At 68.4% G+C, this 14,624-nt stretch carries 13 protein-coding genes; 5 read left to right on the forward strand and 8 right to left on the reverse strand.

The annotated features are described in order from the left end of the window. Window positions 1-18: 18 nt before the first annotated feature. Entirely contained in the window at window positions 19-1,497 is a 1,479-nt protein-coding gene (locus tag AB0I34_RS13560; protein WP_360444474.1) for a histidine kinase N-terminal domain-containing protein, read from the reverse strand. 107 nt (window positions 1,498-1,604) lie between these two features. Here AB0I34_RS13560 and AB0I34_RS13565 point away from each other — a divergent pair, with 107 nt between their 5' ends. Next, window positions 1,605-2,513, forward strand: coding sequence for a DUF2785 domain-containing protein (locus tag AB0I34_RS13565; RefSeq protein WP_360444477.1), 909 nt, complete (start codon window positions 1,605-1,607; stop codon window positions 2,511-2,513). Here the strand turns inward: AB0I34_RS13565 and AB0I34_RS13570 are convergent. After that, window positions 2,510-3,484 carry an endonuclease/exonuclease/phosphatase family protein gene (locus tag AB0I34_RS13570; RefSeq protein WP_360444480.1) on the reverse strand — a complete coding sequence of 325 codons (975 nt, stop codon included), beginning with the start codon at window positions 3,482-3,484 and terminating at the stop codon, window positions 2,510-2,512. The two genes, AB0I34_RS13565 and AB0I34_RS13570, sit on opposite strands and share 4 nt — an antisense overlap. An 85-nt stretch (window positions 3,485-3,569) precedes the next feature. Between AB0I34_RS13570 and AB0I34_RS13575 the strand changes: the two genes are divergently transcribed. From AB0I34_RS13575 to AB0I34_RS13585, 3 genes are all read left to right on the forward strand, one after another. Next, entirely contained in the window at window positions 3,570-3,851 is a 282-nt protein-coding gene (locus tag AB0I34_RS13575; RefSeq protein WP_360444482.1) for a DUF3311 domain-containing protein, read from the forward strand. Next, window positions 3,848-5,500: a monocarboxylate uptake permease MctP gene (mctP, locus tag AB0I34_RS13580; RefSeq protein WP_360444486.1), complete on the forward strand. Its 1,653-nt coding sequence runs from the start codon at window positions 3,848-3,850 to the stop codon at window positions 5,498-5,500. The genes AB0I34_RS13575 and mctP overlap by 4 nt, the downstream gene beginning before the upstream one ends. Window positions 5,501-5,629: 129 nt before the next feature. Next, a complete protein-coding gene (locus AB0I34_RS13585) occupies window positions 5,630-6,262 on the forward strand; it encodes a DUF5317 domain-containing protein (protein WP_360444489.1) in 633 nt (210 codons plus the stop codon). On the opposite strand, the gene AB0I34_RS13590 is transcribed toward AB0I34_RS13585, so the two are convergent. Next, window positions 6,224-7,507: an HD domain-containing phosphohydrolase gene (locus AB0I34_RS13590; protein WP_360444492.1), complete on the reverse strand. Its 1,284-nt coding sequence runs from the start codon at window positions 7,505-7,507 to the stop codon at window positions 6,224-6,226. The two genes, AB0I34_RS13585 and AB0I34_RS13590, sit on opposite strands and share 39 nt — an antisense overlap. Further along, complete coding sequence (locus AB0I34_RS13595) at window positions 7,504-8,853, reverse strand: HD-GYP domain-containing protein (protein ID WP_360444495.1); 1,350 nt, start codon at window positions 8,851-8,853, stop codon at window positions 7,504-7,506. The genes AB0I34_RS13590 and AB0I34_RS13595 overlap by 4 nt, the downstream gene beginning before the upstream one ends. 617 nt (window positions 8,854-9,470) lie before the next feature. Here AB0I34_RS13595 and AB0I34_RS13600 point away from each other — a divergent pair. Beyond that, on the forward strand, window positions 9,471-11,954 hold the full coding sequence (locus AB0I34_RS13600; protein ID WP_360444498.1) for an NB-ARC domain-containing protein: 2,484 nt from the start codon (window positions 9,471-9,473) through the stop codon (window positions 11,952-11,954). Window positions 11,955-11,988: 34 nt separating this feature from the next. Here the strand turns inward: AB0I34_RS13600 and rsrA are convergent, their stop codons facing one another. The 4 genes from rsrA to AB0I34_RS13620 all read right to left on the reverse strand — a co-directional run bounded on the left by rsrA (window position 11,989) and on the right by AB0I34_RS13620 (window position 14,563). Beyond that, on the reverse strand, window positions 11,989-12,267 hold the full coding sequence (rsrA, locus tag AB0I34_RS13605; protein ID WP_360444501.1) for a mycothiol system anti-sigma-R factor: 279 nt from the start codon (window positions 12,265-12,267) through the stop codon (window positions 11,989-11,991). After that, on the reverse strand, window positions 12,264-12,893 hold the full coding sequence (locus AB0I34_RS13610) for a sigma-70 family RNA polymerase sigma factor (protein ID WP_360444504.1): 630 nt from the start codon (window positions 12,891-12,893) through the stop codon (window positions 12,264-12,266). The genes rsrA and AB0I34_RS13610 overlap by 4 nt, the downstream gene beginning before the upstream one ends. A gap of 137 nt (window positions 12,894-13,030) precedes the next feature. Continuing rightward, window positions 13,031-13,663: an alpha/beta family hydrolase gene (locus tag AB0I34_RS13615; protein WP_360444507.1), complete on the reverse strand. Its 633-nt coding sequence runs from the start codon at window positions 13,661-13,663 to the stop codon at window positions 13,031-13,033. A 99-nt stretch (window positions 13,664-13,762) separates the two neighbouring features. Beyond that, window positions 13,763-14,563 (reverse strand): SOS response-associated peptidase, encoded by an 801-nt coding sequence (locus tag AB0I34_RS13620; protein WP_360444510.1) that lies wholly within the window; start codon window positions 14,561-14,563, stop codon window positions 13,763-13,765. Between the last annotated feature and the right edge of the window lie 61 nt (window positions 14,564-14,624).

Here is a 14,624-nt window from a genome sequence, read left to right on the forward strand (position 1 = left end):
GCCTTTCGATTTCCCCAGCTACTCCTTGACCGGGATGTCCAGGGTGACCTGGGTTCCGGGCTTGCCGTCGTGGCGCGGGCCGAACTCGAGGGTTCCGTTCAGCTCGCCGATGACGAGGGTGCGGACGATCGACAGTCCGAGGTTCCCGGACAGCTCCGAGTCGAAGTTCGCCGGCAAGCCTTGTCCGTCGTCCACCACGGTCACGTGCAGCCGGCCGACGGATCGCTCGGCGCCCAGTTCGACCGTCCCGCTGGCCTCGCCGCCGTCCCGCGTACCGAACGCGTGCTCGACGGAGTTCTGCATCAGTTCCGTCAGCACCATCGCCAGCGGGGTCGCGATCTCGGAGTCCAGCACCCCGAAGTTCCCCGATCGCCGCGTCTCCACGGTCGTCTCGACGGTCGACACATCGGCCACCATCGCGGCGACCCGGTCGGCCACGTCGTCGAAGTCCACGTGCTCGTCGAACGACTCCGAGAGCGTCTCGTGCACGATGGCGATCGACCCGACCCGCCGGACCGCCTCGGCCAGCGCGGCCTGGCCTTCCGGCACGCTGATCCGCCGGCCCTGCATCCGGAGTAACGCGGCGACGGTCTGCAAGTTGTTCTTGACGCGATGATGAATCTCCCGGATGGTCGCCTCCTTGGTGACCAGCTCCCGCTCCCGGCTGCGCAGCTCCGTCACGTCGCGGAGCAGGATCAGCGCGCCCACGTGCTGCCCGTCGGCCCGCAGCGGGATCGCCCGCAGGAACAGCGTGGCGTCGGAGTTCTCGATCTCGATCTCCTTGGCCGCCCGACCGGTCAGCACCGACGCGAGCACGTCGTCGACCTTGTGCCCGCTGTGCAGCAGTTCGCCGGTGACCTCCTTCAGCCGGCTCCCGACCAGATCCGTGACGAGTCCCATCCGGCGGTACGCCGACAACGCGTTGGGGCTGGCGAACGTCACCATCCCGTGCCGATCGACCCGGATGCAGCCGTCCCCGACCCGTGGCGTGGTGGACAGCAGCCGCTCCCCGCCGTACGGGAAGATGCCGTCGTTGATCATCCGGGCCAGGTCGGTGGCGCTCTGCAGGTAGGCGATCTCGAGCCGGGACGGGGTGCGGACGCCGAGCAGGTTGGTGTTCCTGGCAATCACCGCGATCACCTTCGTACCCCGGCGGACCGGGATCGTCTCGACCCGGACCGGGACGTCGTCGCGCCACTCCGGGTCGCCCTCGCGGCAGATCCGGCCGCCGTCGTACGCCTGGTCGAGCAGGTGCCGGCGGCCGCGCGGGATGAAGCTGCCGACGATGTCGTCCATGTACGCCGTCGGCCCGGTGGTGGGCCGCATCTGCGCCCCGGCCCAGAACCCGAGGCCCTCGGTGTCGGGCAGCCAGAGCACCAGGTCGGCGAACGAGAGATCGGCCAGCATCTGCCAGTCCGAGACGAGCAGTTGCAGGCGGTCCAGGTCGGCCTGGTCCAGGGTCGTGTGGTTCCGCGCCACATCGCTCAGAGACGGCACCCCCCGATGCTACCGATGGCCTATACCAGCTCCTCGGGTGGTTCGCTCGACAAGTAGGTGGAGATGGGTGTTGATTGATCAGGCACCACAGATGAAAGGATGCTCCGGTGGAGTCGACGTACTGGCAGGACGTGATGGCCGCGGACTACGCGGTACCGGGCGACCGTGCGCTGACCGACCTCACCGAGGAGCTCGTCCGCGGCCTCGCCAGTACCAACCCGCAGGTCCGTGACGCCCTCGCGTATCCGACGCTCGCGACCTGGCTCGAGCGCGGGGTGTACGACGACCTGCTGCCGGGCTTCGGGGACGGCCTGTGCGCCGGACTCGCCTACGGCCTCGGGGAGGACGGCACCGACACCGTCTTCCGCCGCTCGTTCACCGCGCTGACGCTGGCGGAGGTGATCCACCGCGACAACGCCGAGTTCCTGGTGCACGACGAGGTGGTGATGCGCTGGGGCGACCGGCTGGCCACCTGGCTGCTCCGGGAGCGCGACCTGCGCGGGTACGTCCCGGACTGCGGCTGGGCGCATGCCGTTGCCCACGGCGCCGACGCGATCGGCGCGCTGGCGCGGTCCCGGCACTGCGACGCCGGTGTACTGCGCGCGCTGCTCGACGTACTCGCGGACCGGATCGTCAAGGACACGCAGTACCGCTGGGTCCATGAGGAGCACGACCGGGTCGCGCACGCGGTGATGACGATCCTGCACCGGAACATGCTGACCAGCGACGAGCTCGAGCGCTGGCTCAAGCCGGTCGCCGAGACCGCGGCCCAGCAGCCGCTGATGCACGAGACCCTGCCGGAGTGGCCGACTCCCCCGGTCTTCAACGCCCGCGGCGTCCTGCACGTGCTGCTGAGCCAGCTCGCGATCGGTGTGAAGGGCTTCCCGATCCCCGGCGACGACGAGCTGTTCGGCCGCCCGATCGAGGCCCGCGCGGACATGCTGCTGATGCTGACCGAGGCGGTCCAGTCCTCCCAGCCCTACATCTACCGCCCGGCGGCCAGCCCGCGGTCCTAGTCCGGCTTGGGTACGGCGACCGTCGCGACCACCGCGCGATGATCGGTCCCTGCGATCGCGTACGTCGCGAAGCGGCCGGGCTGGATCGACCGGGTCACCACCACGTGGTCGATCTGCGTCCGGGCCACGGCTGGTTGGTCCGCCGGCCAGGTGCCCTGCAGGCCGCTGCCCACCGACGGCCCGACGCTCCGGCAGTTGGTGCCCAGGGCATGCCGGAAGTCGGCGTGGTCGAGGGTCGCGTTGAAGTCGCCGGCCACGACGGTCGGCGGATCCTGTGTGCACCAGTGCCGCAGTACGAGCAGGTCCTGTTTCCAGGTCGGCATCGAGTCCGGCAGCGGCGGGAAGCCGTGGTACGCGATCAGCCGGACGTCGCCCAGATTCCCACCGGTAACGATCACGTGCCCGAACGCCGTACCGAGTTCCGTAGCGAACCGCACCGCGCCGAGGTTCGCGGAGACCAGAACGCTGGTGGCGCTCTCCACCGCTTTGGACGGCTGCTGCGTGTATCCCTTGTACTGCAGGTCTTGCAGCTGCGCGCGGATCTCCTCGCGTACGTCGACCTGTGCCTCGGGCAACGACACCAGATCGGGCCGGCGCTGCCGGATCAGCTCGGCCACCTCCCCCGCGTTGGCGCCCCCGCCGAGCACGTTCGCGACCATGATGGTGAGCTCCCGCGTGCCCGCCGCCGGCGGATCCGCAGCGGACAGCCGGCGCGGCACCGTGAGCGCCCCGCCGGTCAACGCCAGCGCCACCACGAGTACGGCGGCTATGCGCCATCCCCGCCGTACCAGCATCAGCAGACCGAGCAGCAGGACCACGACCAGCCCCTGGGGCCGGAACGCGACCAGCTGGGCGAACGGCGTGACCTCATCGAGGCCGAACAGTTCCGGATACAGCGGAACGGCAACCACCACGAGAAAGAGCACGGACAGCACGACCCGCCGTACCAACCATGCCTTTTCGTTATCCATGGACCACGCTGAAACTCTAGTCGGTGGTGCAGACGAGCGGTAGCGTGCTCCGTTGCGCCTGCTGTGTGTCCCGAGGAGGTTTGCTGTGTCCCGATTGTCCGCGGTCAAACCCGCGTACTGGATCTCCGGCGTTCTGCTGGCGGTCGCGGTCGTCGTACCGCTCCTGGTCTCCACCTACGCCAAGGATGAGCCCCGCCTGTGGGGCTTCCCGTTCTTCTACTGGTACCAGCTGATGTGGGTCTTCATCTCGGCGATCCTGGTCAGCATCTGCTACCAGCTGGTGAGCCGGGAGGAACGCCGGCGGCGGGCGGCCCAAGGGCTCAAGAACCCGGATCTGCACGGTGCGGACGAGGAGGCGGATCGGTGAACAACGTCGACTGGGTGCAGTTGATCATCGTCATCGTGATCTTCGGCGCCGTCACCGTGATGGGCTTCATGGCGGCCCGCTGGCGCAGTGCCGGTCACATGGACAACCTCGAGGAGTGGGGCCTGGGTGGCCGTGGCTTCGGCACGTTCATCACCTGGTTCCTCCTCGGTGGCGACCTCTACACCGCGTACACCTTCGTCGCCGTGCCGGCCGCGATGTTCGCGACCGGTGCGATCAGCGGCTTCTTCGCGGTGCCGTACACGATCGTGGTCTACCCGATCATCTTCATCTTCATGTCCCGGCTGTGGTCGGTGTCGCACCGCAACGGCTACGTGACCCCGGCCGACTTCGTCGGCGGCAGGTACGGCAGCAAGGCGCTGTCGCTGGCGGTGGCGGTCACCGGCATCCTCGCGACTATGCCGTACATCGCCTTGCAGCTGGTCGGTATGCAGGCCGTGTTCGAGACGATGGGCCTCGGTGGCGACAACACGCTGGCCAAGGACCTGCCGCTGCTGATCGCGTTCGCGGTGCTGGCGGCGTACACCTACTCGTCCGGTCTGCGGGCGCCGGCGATGATCGCGTTCGTCAAGGACGGCCTGATCTACCTGGTGATCGGCGTCGCGATCATCTACCTGCCGCACGAGCTCGGCGGCTGGCACTCGATCTTCGGTGCCGCCGAGGACAAGCTGACCGCGACCAACCCGGCGACGGGCAAGCCTGTGGGCGCGTTCATCCCGGGTGAGGCCGGGTTCTCGGCGTACTGGACGCTCGCGCTGGGGTCGGCGATGGCGCTGTTCATGTACCCGCACTCGGTGACCGCGGTGCTGTCGACGAAGAACCGCAACATCGTCCGGCGGAACGCCGCGATCCTGCCGGCGTACTCGCTGCTGCTCGGTCTGCTCGCGCTGCTCGGCTTCATGGCGATCAAGGCGAACGTCGACGTGAAGGGCCTGGACGGGCTGGCCAACCCGCAGCTGGCGATCCCGCGCCTGTTCGACCAGGAGTTCCCGTCCTGGTTCGCCGGCATCGCGTTCGCGGCGATCGCGGTCGGGGCGCTGGTGCCGGCGGCGATCATGTCGATCGCGGCCGCGAACCTGTTCACCCGCAACATCTACCGCGACTTCATCAAGCCGGCCGCGACTCCGGCCGAGGAGGCCAAGGTCTCCAAGCTGGCGTCGCTGCTGGTGAAGCTGGGCGCGCTGGTGTTCGTGCTCGCGATGGACAAGACGCTCGCACTGAACCTGCAGCTCCTCGGCGGTATCTGGATCCTGCAGACGTTCCCGGCGATCGTCATCGGTCTGTTCACCAAGTGGTTCCACCGCTGGGCGCTGCTGACCGGCTGGGCGGTCGCGATGGTGTTCGGCACCGTCGAGGCCTACAACGTGGTGAACCCAGCAACCAAGAAGCACTTCGGTGGTTCGCTGGCGAACATCCCGTTCACCGACAAGCAGGCCTACATCGCGCTGACGGCGTTCGTGCTCAACCTGGTCATCGTGGTCGTCCTGACCGCCGTACTGCGGGCGCTCAAGGTGCCGGAGGGCAAGGACACCACGCACCCGACGGACTACGTCGCGGACCGCGGCGACCCGGGCGTGAAGGACCTGCCCGAGCTCCTGGACGAGGGCGGCGCGTCGCCGGCCAAGTCCTAGCGCGGACCCCTCGACGGCGGTCTCATCGGCTCCGGCCGATGGGGCCGCCGTCACCATATGCCGCCATGTCGACACGCTGCGAGGTCAGCTTGCCCGGATTCGGGCCGCCGGGACGGCAGAATCGCGAGGGTGTTGCTGGTCCTCCTCGTCATGGTGCTCGGTGCTCTCGCGGCGCTCGCGACCGGCGGAGGGTTCGGACGACTGGCGGACAACTCCCTGGCCGGCGTGCACTGGCTGGCCGCGGCCGCGATCGGCCAGCTCCTCGGTTCGCTCTTGGGAGGTACGGCGTACCCGGTCGGGCTGATCGGGTCCGCAGTGTGCATCGCCGTGTTCCTGCGGCTCAACCTGAAGCATCCCGGCGTCGGCCTGCTGGCGTTGGGTTTCTTCGCGAACGCGGTGGTCGTCGCCCTGAACGGCGCGATGCCGGTGTCGCCGACTGCCTTGGCCCGCGTGGGGATCGGCACCTCCGTGGTAACCGATGCCCGCCACGAACTGTCCGATGCGGCGACCAGGTTGCCCTGGCTGGGCGACGTCGTACCCGTGGCGCTGCCGGGCCTGGGACAAGCTGTCAGCGCCGGAGACGTGCTGATCGCGGCCGGTGCCGGCTTGCTCTTGTACGCCGGAATGGGCGGCTCCGGCCGGATTCCCGCGGACGCCGCACCGGTGTGGGACGACATCGAGCCGTCTCCCGTCCATCCGGCCCTTCAAGTGCTGCGGACGCGCCTAGAAGCGGAAGCCCCGGCCGATCACGCGCCTGAGTGACTCGACCACGACCGGGTCGTACTCCGCCCCGATCCCGAGCCCGATCGACTCCATCGCCTTGGCCGGCGACTGTCCGTTGCCCTCGCCCACCAGTTGTTCGTAGGCCAGGGCAACATTCACGATGCCGCTCTCCAACGGGATGTCCGCATTACTCGCGCGACCGTGCCGGTACGGGTCGTTCGAGTGCCGGACGATCTCGGCGACGTGGTCCAGTACCCCGGACCGCTCGATCACCGAGGCTCCGATCTCCGCCGCCCGCTGGCGCTCCTCCCGCGTCCGCAGCAGGCTCGCGCCGCCCGGGCTGGGGTCTGCCAGCGCCAACTGCCCTACGCCCGACAACAGAGCGGCGTACTCCAAGGCCTCCATCCGCGCCGGGGTCAGACCCAGGTCGTTGCCGATGGCCACTGCCAGGGTCGCGGTCCGCGCGTTCTGCCCCGGACTGCTGAACCCGGCGATCTCAGTACTGCGGGCCATCGACCGCACCGTGGTCCGGTATGTGCGCTGCGCCGACGCGAACCGCCGGAACGCGAACTGGGTCAGCAGCAACGGCACCACGACCAGCGGCACCGCCCACAGTCCGATCAACGACGTACCCGCGGCGAGCAGCATGCCGCTGATCCCCATCGCCAGACCGATCCGTCCCATCACCGCGAGCTCGTCGCGCAGCGCCGCGGGGAACGGCCGGTTGTACCGCTCGGTGTCCTGCCCGGCTCCGACCAGAGCATCGGTGAGACCGGCCGAGAGCACCGCCAGCAACATGGCACCGGTCAGCGGTACTGCGTGGGTCCACGACCCGTTCCAGTACAGGCTCTCCGGCGTGACGAGCTCGAAGGTGACCGCGGCGAACGCGACCGAGAGGACTCGGCGGCTGGAGATGACCAGATCCCAGGGCAGGCCGGCGATCGCCCGCGGGAAGATCCCGGCCAGCGTCGCGAGGCCTGTGACGGCGACGATCTGCGCAACCTCCGGCGGGACCTCGACGGCCGGTCCGCGCAGCATCACGTAGGCCAGCGAGGCGCTGGTGGCGATCGGTGCCCGGTTCCGGCTGGGGTCCACGCGGAACTGCACCATCTCGCCGACCGCGATCAGCAGACCGAAGACGATGACGAACGGCCAGCCGGTCACGCCCTGCCTGGCCGTGATGATCAACGCGACCAGGCCGACCGCACCGCCCGCGACGGACAGCACCACGCCGCTGCCCAGCCGCCGCGCTTCGAAAGCGTCGAACTCCTTGGCCTGGGTCATGCCGGTCCAGCCGCCGAGCCCGACGCACCGCCACCGGTGCCGAGACTCAGATCGTCGTGGTCGATGCTGACCTGCACGCTCTGGTCCGGCGCCGGCTGGTCCGCGGCCGCAGCGCTCCAGCCCTGGGTCTGGATGACCTGGACGAACGCGTCGACCAACTCGGGGTCGAAGTGGGTGGTCTTGTCCTGGACAAGGATCGCCAGAGTCTCGTCGACGCTGCGGGCGGGCCGGTAGGACCTGGTCGAGGTGAGGCAGTCGAACGCGTCGACGATGCCGATGATCCGTGCGAAGAACGGGATGTGCGTGCCGCTGAGGCCGGCCGGATAACCGGTCCCGTCGTACTTCTCGTGATGGTGCAGGACGGCCGACTTGACCTCTTCGAGGAACGGGATGTTGCCGATCAGCTCGACCCCGCGGGCCGGGTGCAGCCGGATCGCGTCCATCTCCGCGTCGTCCAGCTTGCCCGGTTTGCGGATGATGCTGGTCGGTACGCCGACCTTGCCGACGTCGTGCAGCAGTCCCGCGTGCTCGAGCGCGTTCTGGCGGTCGTCGGGCAGCCCCAGCTGGCGCCCGAGCATGCCGACCCCGGCGCTGACCCGCTCGGAGTGTCCGCGGGTGTACAGGTCCTTGGTCTCGATGACCTGGATGAACGCTCGCATCGTCGCCGCCTGGGCAGCACGTTCGGCCTGGTACTGCGACAGCGCCCAGCGGACAACGAGTAATGGCCCGACTACCAGCAGGCACGACGCGATGCCGAGACCACCGATCCAGGTCACCGCCAGCAGGACGCCGAGAGCGCTGTACCCGAGCATCGGCAGGAAGGTCGGCCCGATCACCGACTTGAGGAAGTCGACCACCCGCACCTGCCCCTCGAGCCAGAGGATCAGGCTGAGCAGCAGTGCGTTGGCCAACTGATGGCCGATCGTGCCGGCCATCGCCGCGACGACGGTCGTCGGGATGTGGTCGAGGGCCTCGGGGCCGACAGGGCCACCTAGCAGGGCATAGGCGGCACCACCACCGGCGGCCGCGAGAACGCGGTACGACGGATTGAAGATGCGCTTGACCAAAGGCGACGGCTGCCGGAGCTGTGCGACGTACCCGAACACAGACACGGCGACCGCGGTCCATGGTCCTGCGATCACGAAGACGGCTACCAACGCCACGGAATCGAGGGCAGCCGGATGGTTGGGCAGGACCTTGAACCGCAGGGCCCCGCCAAGGAGCATGAGGAGTGCAAGTGCCAGAGTGGTGAGACTGAAGGTGATCTGAGTAAGAGACACGACGAGCACCGCCAGAGCGGACACGGCAACCACGGCCACCGCTGCTCGTAGCAGTGAAGCTCTCACTGGGGCGCCACCTCTAGCTTTCCACTACGACATAGTTCACCAGTCCCAGCTGTCGGTCGCCATGATAGTCACCTCCGACCAGCGGCGTAGTCTTGAAATCCCGGCTGTTGCGGGCTTCAGGGGGGCTAGACAGCGCATCGCTGACTCTTCCTTTAATTCTTGCTCAACCGACGTGCGCCGAAACACTGTAAGGCAGTGCATGACTCGCCGCACCGTGCCACCGACCGCAGCGTGGTATGAGAGACTGTGACTCTTTGCAGTTGTTTCAAGGAGGCTTAGGAATGGGCAAGACCGGACGCAAGCGCCGTGCACGCAAGAAGAAGGGCGCGAACCACGGCAAGCGCCCCAACGCCTGACTCAGGCGGCTACAGACAGCGAGGACCCCGGCCAAAACCGGGGTCTTTGCAATTTGGTCACAGCTCGGATCAGACCAGCTTTAACCGAGGTCTGTGTTCGGAGCGTCCCCGGTCGCATACTGAATGCTACCGTCAAACGACTGTTGGGTATTGCGATCACGTCGGTCGGCGGATCCTCCTGGAGTTGGCTCCGGATGTTCGGCACCGACGGTGCCGGGTGGGCTGCGTCGAGTGAGGGACGAATGAGGGACGAGTGAGGAGGTGGGTGGGCTGACCGCCGGGAGCCTGAGCGATCTGCTCCGCGGGTTCCGGACCAGGGCCGGGCTGACCCAGGCCGCTCTCGCCACCAAGGCCGGGTTGAGTGAGCAGGCGATCAGCGTGCTCGAGCGCGGCACCCGGCAGCGACCCCGGATCGGAACCGTCCAGGCACTGACCGTGGCCCTGGACCTGACTGCCGGCGAAGCCGAGGAGTTCCTCGCCGTTGCCCGCGGCAAGAGCCGTGCACTGCGGGTGCCGACCGCGGCGCCGGTATCGCCGGCACCGGCCGTGACCGACGCGTTACCGGTGCCATGGCAACTACCTCCGGCCGTGCCGGACTTCACCGGTCGTGCTGCTCAGATCGAAGCAGTCCAGGCCGCTTTGCGGGATCCCGCCAGGATCCGCACCGGCGCGGTCGGGCTGGTCGCGGTGACCGGCATGGGTGGTATCGGCAAGACCGCCCTCGCTGTTCAGGCAGCGCACAAGTTGACCAACAGCTATCCCGACGGCCACCTCTACCTCAACCTCCGCGGATACGGCCCGGGCCGGCCGATGACGACCGAGGATGCGCTTCGCCAGTTGCTGCGGTCCCTTGGTCTCGACCTTCAGCTGATCCCAGACGACGTGGAGGAAGCGGCCGCGCTGTTGCGTTCGCAGTTGGCGGGTCGCCGCGTGCTCGTGCTGCTCGACAACGCGACCGACGTACTTCACGTCACGCCGTTGCTGCCGGCGAGTCCGGGATCGGCGGCGATCATCACCAGCCGCGGATCGATGGCCGCATTGCCCGGGGCGCGGCAGATCCGGCTCGATGCGTTGTCGGAGACCGAGTCGGTCGAGCTGCTGTCCGGGGTCATCGGCCAGTCGCGGGTCGCCGCCGAACCGGACGCGGTCGAGCGGCTCGCGTCGTTCAGCGGCCGTTTGCCACTGGCCGTCCGGCTGATCGGCGGTCGGCTCGCGGCACGGCCGAGCTGGCCGATCCAGCATCTCGTCGACCTTCTCCGGGATGCGGAGCGCCGGCTCGACAACCTCGGTTCCGACGAGACCGGCGTACGCGCGAGCATCGCCAGCTCGGTGGAGTTCCTCAACACCAGCGACCGGGCGCTCGACCGCGAGGCCGCGCAGGCCCTTCCCCTGCTCAGCGTTCCGGACGGGTCGGATCTCCTCACCATCGTCGCCGCCCACCTGCTTGGCGTCCCGCTCCGCAGAGCCGACGCGATCCTGGAACGCCTCGTCGATCTCAATCTGCTCGAGTCCGTGGCCCCCGACCGCTATCGCCTGCACGACCTCATCCGGGCCTACGCCCGCGAACTGGCCGACGAATCCCTCACCCCGGCCGACCGCGACGCCGGTCTGGACCGCGTTCTTCGCTTCTACATCGCGGCGGCTTGGGCCTGCCAGCGGCTGACGCATCCGAAGAGTCCCAGGTTGTCGCTGGCCGTTGTCCAGGCCGAGCCACTTCCGGCGTTCACGGACATGGGCTCGGCGCTTCGGTGGTTCGACGACGAGCAGCGCAACCTGCTGGACCGAGTCGCTCAGGCAGCCGGTACGCCGATCGCCAGGACCGCCGTGTTCCCCGAGCTCGCGCTCGCGATGTTCGGCTACCTCGAGCCGCGCCGGCGCTGGGTGGAGATGCGCGAGCTCGGCCGAGGCGTGGTCGAGCTCGCCGAGCAGCTGAAGCTGCCGCTGACGGCCGCCTGGTTGCAGCACGACAGCGCGATCCCCGAGGTCGAGAACGGCGCCCTGGAAGCCGCCGTTCCGCATCTGTTCACGGCACTGGAGATGTTCCGGCAGGAGGCCGACATTCTCGGACAGGCGCGATGCTGTTCCTCACTGACGTATGTGCTCGGCCATCTGGGCCGCATCGACGAGGCGCTGGAATTCGGCAATCAGTCACTGCGCCTCAGTCAGGAAATCGGCGACGTCACGCTGGAAGGCGTCGCCTACACCGCCGTCGGCGGACTCTACGACCGCCTCGGCGACTACGAACGGGCCGACCAGGCGTTCGCGCAGGGCGTCGCCCTGGCACAGAAGTACGGCGACCAGCGCTCGGTGTTCAAGCGCTACGTCAACGCGGGGTTCTCCCATGTGCTCGTCGGCCGGTACGGCGACGCGGTCGACGCCGTGCAGCGCGCCGTCCTGCTGGCCGAACAAGCCCACGACGACGTGGGTCTCAACGAGAGCCATCACACGCTCGCCTTGGCGTTCGCCGGTCAAGGGCGGTTCGACACGGGTGAGTACCACGCCCACGAGGCCCTGCGGTTCTCCCAGCGGACCAAAAACCGGCTGCGGGAGGGGCGCATTCTGCTGGAACTGGCCAAAATCAATGCCGCGACCGGTGACCGTTCCGCCGCGACGGCAAATGCCACCGCTGCGGCCGGCCTGCTCGCGGGGCTTTCGCCTATTCACGAAACGCAGGCCGAGGAGCTGCTGGCTCACTTGGCGCGCGGCGAGCCCTACACCTACGCACTCACAAATCACTCGATCTGATCGCCGGCCCCGCGCAAACCGGGCGAACGGCGATTCAGTCGGTGGTGATGATGGTGGTTTCCACCTGGATTTGGGTCAGCCGGAGAAGGATTTTCCGGCGAAGGGCATCCGGGGCGTGGTCCGAGCCGCAGGAACGGTGCACGAGTTTCTTCACGCAGCGTTCCAGGTCGTATTCGTCCAGGCACGGGGCGCACTCTTCGAGGTGCTGCCGGATCTCGTCGGTGCTGGCGTCCTCGAGCTCGTTGTCGATGAACACGTACACCCGCTGCAGGATCTCGCTGCAGTCGACGTCGTGGTGCTCGCCGCAGCTCACGACTCCTCCTTCTCCGCGGTCGCGTCGGCGCTGTCGTCCGACGTGGGGATCAGGCCACGATCCCGAGCGTAGTCGCCCAGCAGCTCACGCAACTGGCGCCGGCCACGGTGCAGCCGGGACATCACGGTCCCGACCGGCGTACCCATGATGTCGGCGATCTCCTTGTAGGCAAAGCCCTCGACATCGGCCAGGTACACGGCCAGGCGGAAGTCCTCCGGGATGGACTGCAGCGCTTGTTTGACGTCCGAGTCGGGCAGATGCTCCAGAGCGACGGCCTCGGCCGACTTCAGTCCACCGGGAGTGTGGGACTCGGCGGCGGTGAGCTGCCAGTCCTCGATCTCCTCGGTCGGCGACTGCGTGGGCTGACGCTGCCGCTTGCGGTATCCGTTGATGAACGTGTTCGTCAGGATCCGGTACAGCCACGCCTTCAGGTTGGTGCCCGGCGTGAACTGGTGGAACGAGCTGTAGGCCTTCGCGAAGGTGTCCTGCACCAGGTCCTCGGCGTCGGACGGATTACGGGTCATCCGCATCGCCGCGGCGTACATCTGGTCCAGGAAGGGCAGCGCTTCGCGCTCGAACCGCGCGGTGCGCTGCTCGGGTGTCTCGGTGGTGGTGGGAGTCGGCATCGTGATCGAGAATACCGGGGTCTGCCCAGCGTCTCGCGCCGGAGCCACACTCGTCGCCATCATGTACGTCACAACACCCCCCGCCGCAGCGTCATTCCCGCCTGAGCGGGCGCGGCGGAGCGTTCAACCGCTGACCATCATCCGGACACTTCGCGGCTGACCCATTCGAACACAGCTTCGACCAGCAGGTCGAACGCCTCCTGCTGACTCAGCTCGGCCCGCTTCGGAACCTTGAACGAGTGCTCCGCGTCCGGTACGACGGCCATCTCGGTCAGCGGCGGGAACTCCTCCGGCGACCCGAACGGGTCCCGCTCCCCCTGCACGACCAGCGTCGGCAGCCCGGCGCCCTGCAACTCGTCGACGCGGGAGCTGCCCGGCTTGCCCGGCGGATGCAACGGAAACGCCAGCGCCAGAACGCCGGACGCACCCAGGCTGCTCGCGGTCCGGCAGGCCACCCGGGCCCCGGCGCTGCGGCCACCGATCACCAGCGGGGTGCGGACCCGGAGCTGGCCGATGATCGCGATCCAGGCCTCGTCCAGGATCTTCGGCGCCGGCGCGAGCTTCTTCCCGGCCCGGCGCCAGGGCTGCTCGATCAGGAATACGTTGATGTCCTGCTTCGGCAGCCGGGCGGCCAGTGCGGCCAGGTCGCCGGACTCGATCCCCGCCCCGGCGCCGTGACCTAGGGCCAGCGTCGCCACCGGCCGCCGGGCCCGATGCGCCACGATCCGGGCCTCACCGTGCGGCGTCCCCACAATCCGTTCGTCGGTCACGCGCCCATCCTGTCATCAGAAGGCGACGGATCGGCGCTGCTCGGGCGGTGGGTCAGCAGACAGCTGCTCCAAGGACGGGAAGGGAAGATGGTGGGTGGGTCAGAAGAGAGTGGTCTCCTCGGGCGCCGGTGGCTTGTCGATCGGGTCGGCGCCGTCGGGCGGCAGCGGGTCGACCAGGTGCGGTCCGTTGTTCTTCACCGAGCTGACCGCCTTGGACACGGCGTACGCCTCCAGCCGGCCGGGCGCGGCCGGGACCAGGAGGTCGAGCAGGTCGTCAGGATCCGACGACAGCGGGTCGAGCCAGGCGTCGTACCGCTCCCGCTCGACCAGGAGCGGCATCCGGTCGTGGATGCGGCCGAGGTCGTCGGTGGCCGTGGTCGTCAGGACCGTGCAGGTCCACAGCCAGGCCTCGTCGGAGTCCGCGTCCTGGACCGACTTGTCCCGCCAGATCTCGTACAGCCCGGCCATCGCCAGCACGCCGCCGTCGGCCGGGTGGATGAAATACGGCTGCTTGACCGGCTTGCCGTTCACCTTCTCCTCGGCCGTGTACCACTCGTAGTACCCGTCCGCGGGCAGGATGCAGCGCCGGGTGGCGAACGCCTTCTTGAAGGCCGGCTTCTCCGCCACCGTCTCCATCCGGGCGTTGATCAGCCGGTTGCCGATCGAGGTGTCCTTGGCCCAGGACGGCACCAGTCCCCACTTGACCGTGGTCAGCTTGCGGACCGTGTCCTCGGGCTGCTCGCGGTTCTTCCGCTCGACCACGGCGATCACCTGGTCGGTCGGCGCGACGTTGTAGTTGTCTGCGAGCTCCTGCACCGACTCGCGCACGTTCCCGGCCTCGATCTCGAACTCGACGACGAGGTCCGACGGGTCCCGGCTGGACGCGTATCTTCCGCACATGGCACCAGCCTAGACAGGGCCACCGACAACGACCACGGGACGAGCGACGACGGATCGCTCA

Source organism: Kribbella sp. NPDC050281, assembly GCF_040655855.1.
In the GTDB taxonomy this organism is placed as follows: Bacteria; Actinomycetota; Actinomycetes; order Propionibacteriales; family Kribbellaceae; genus Kribbella.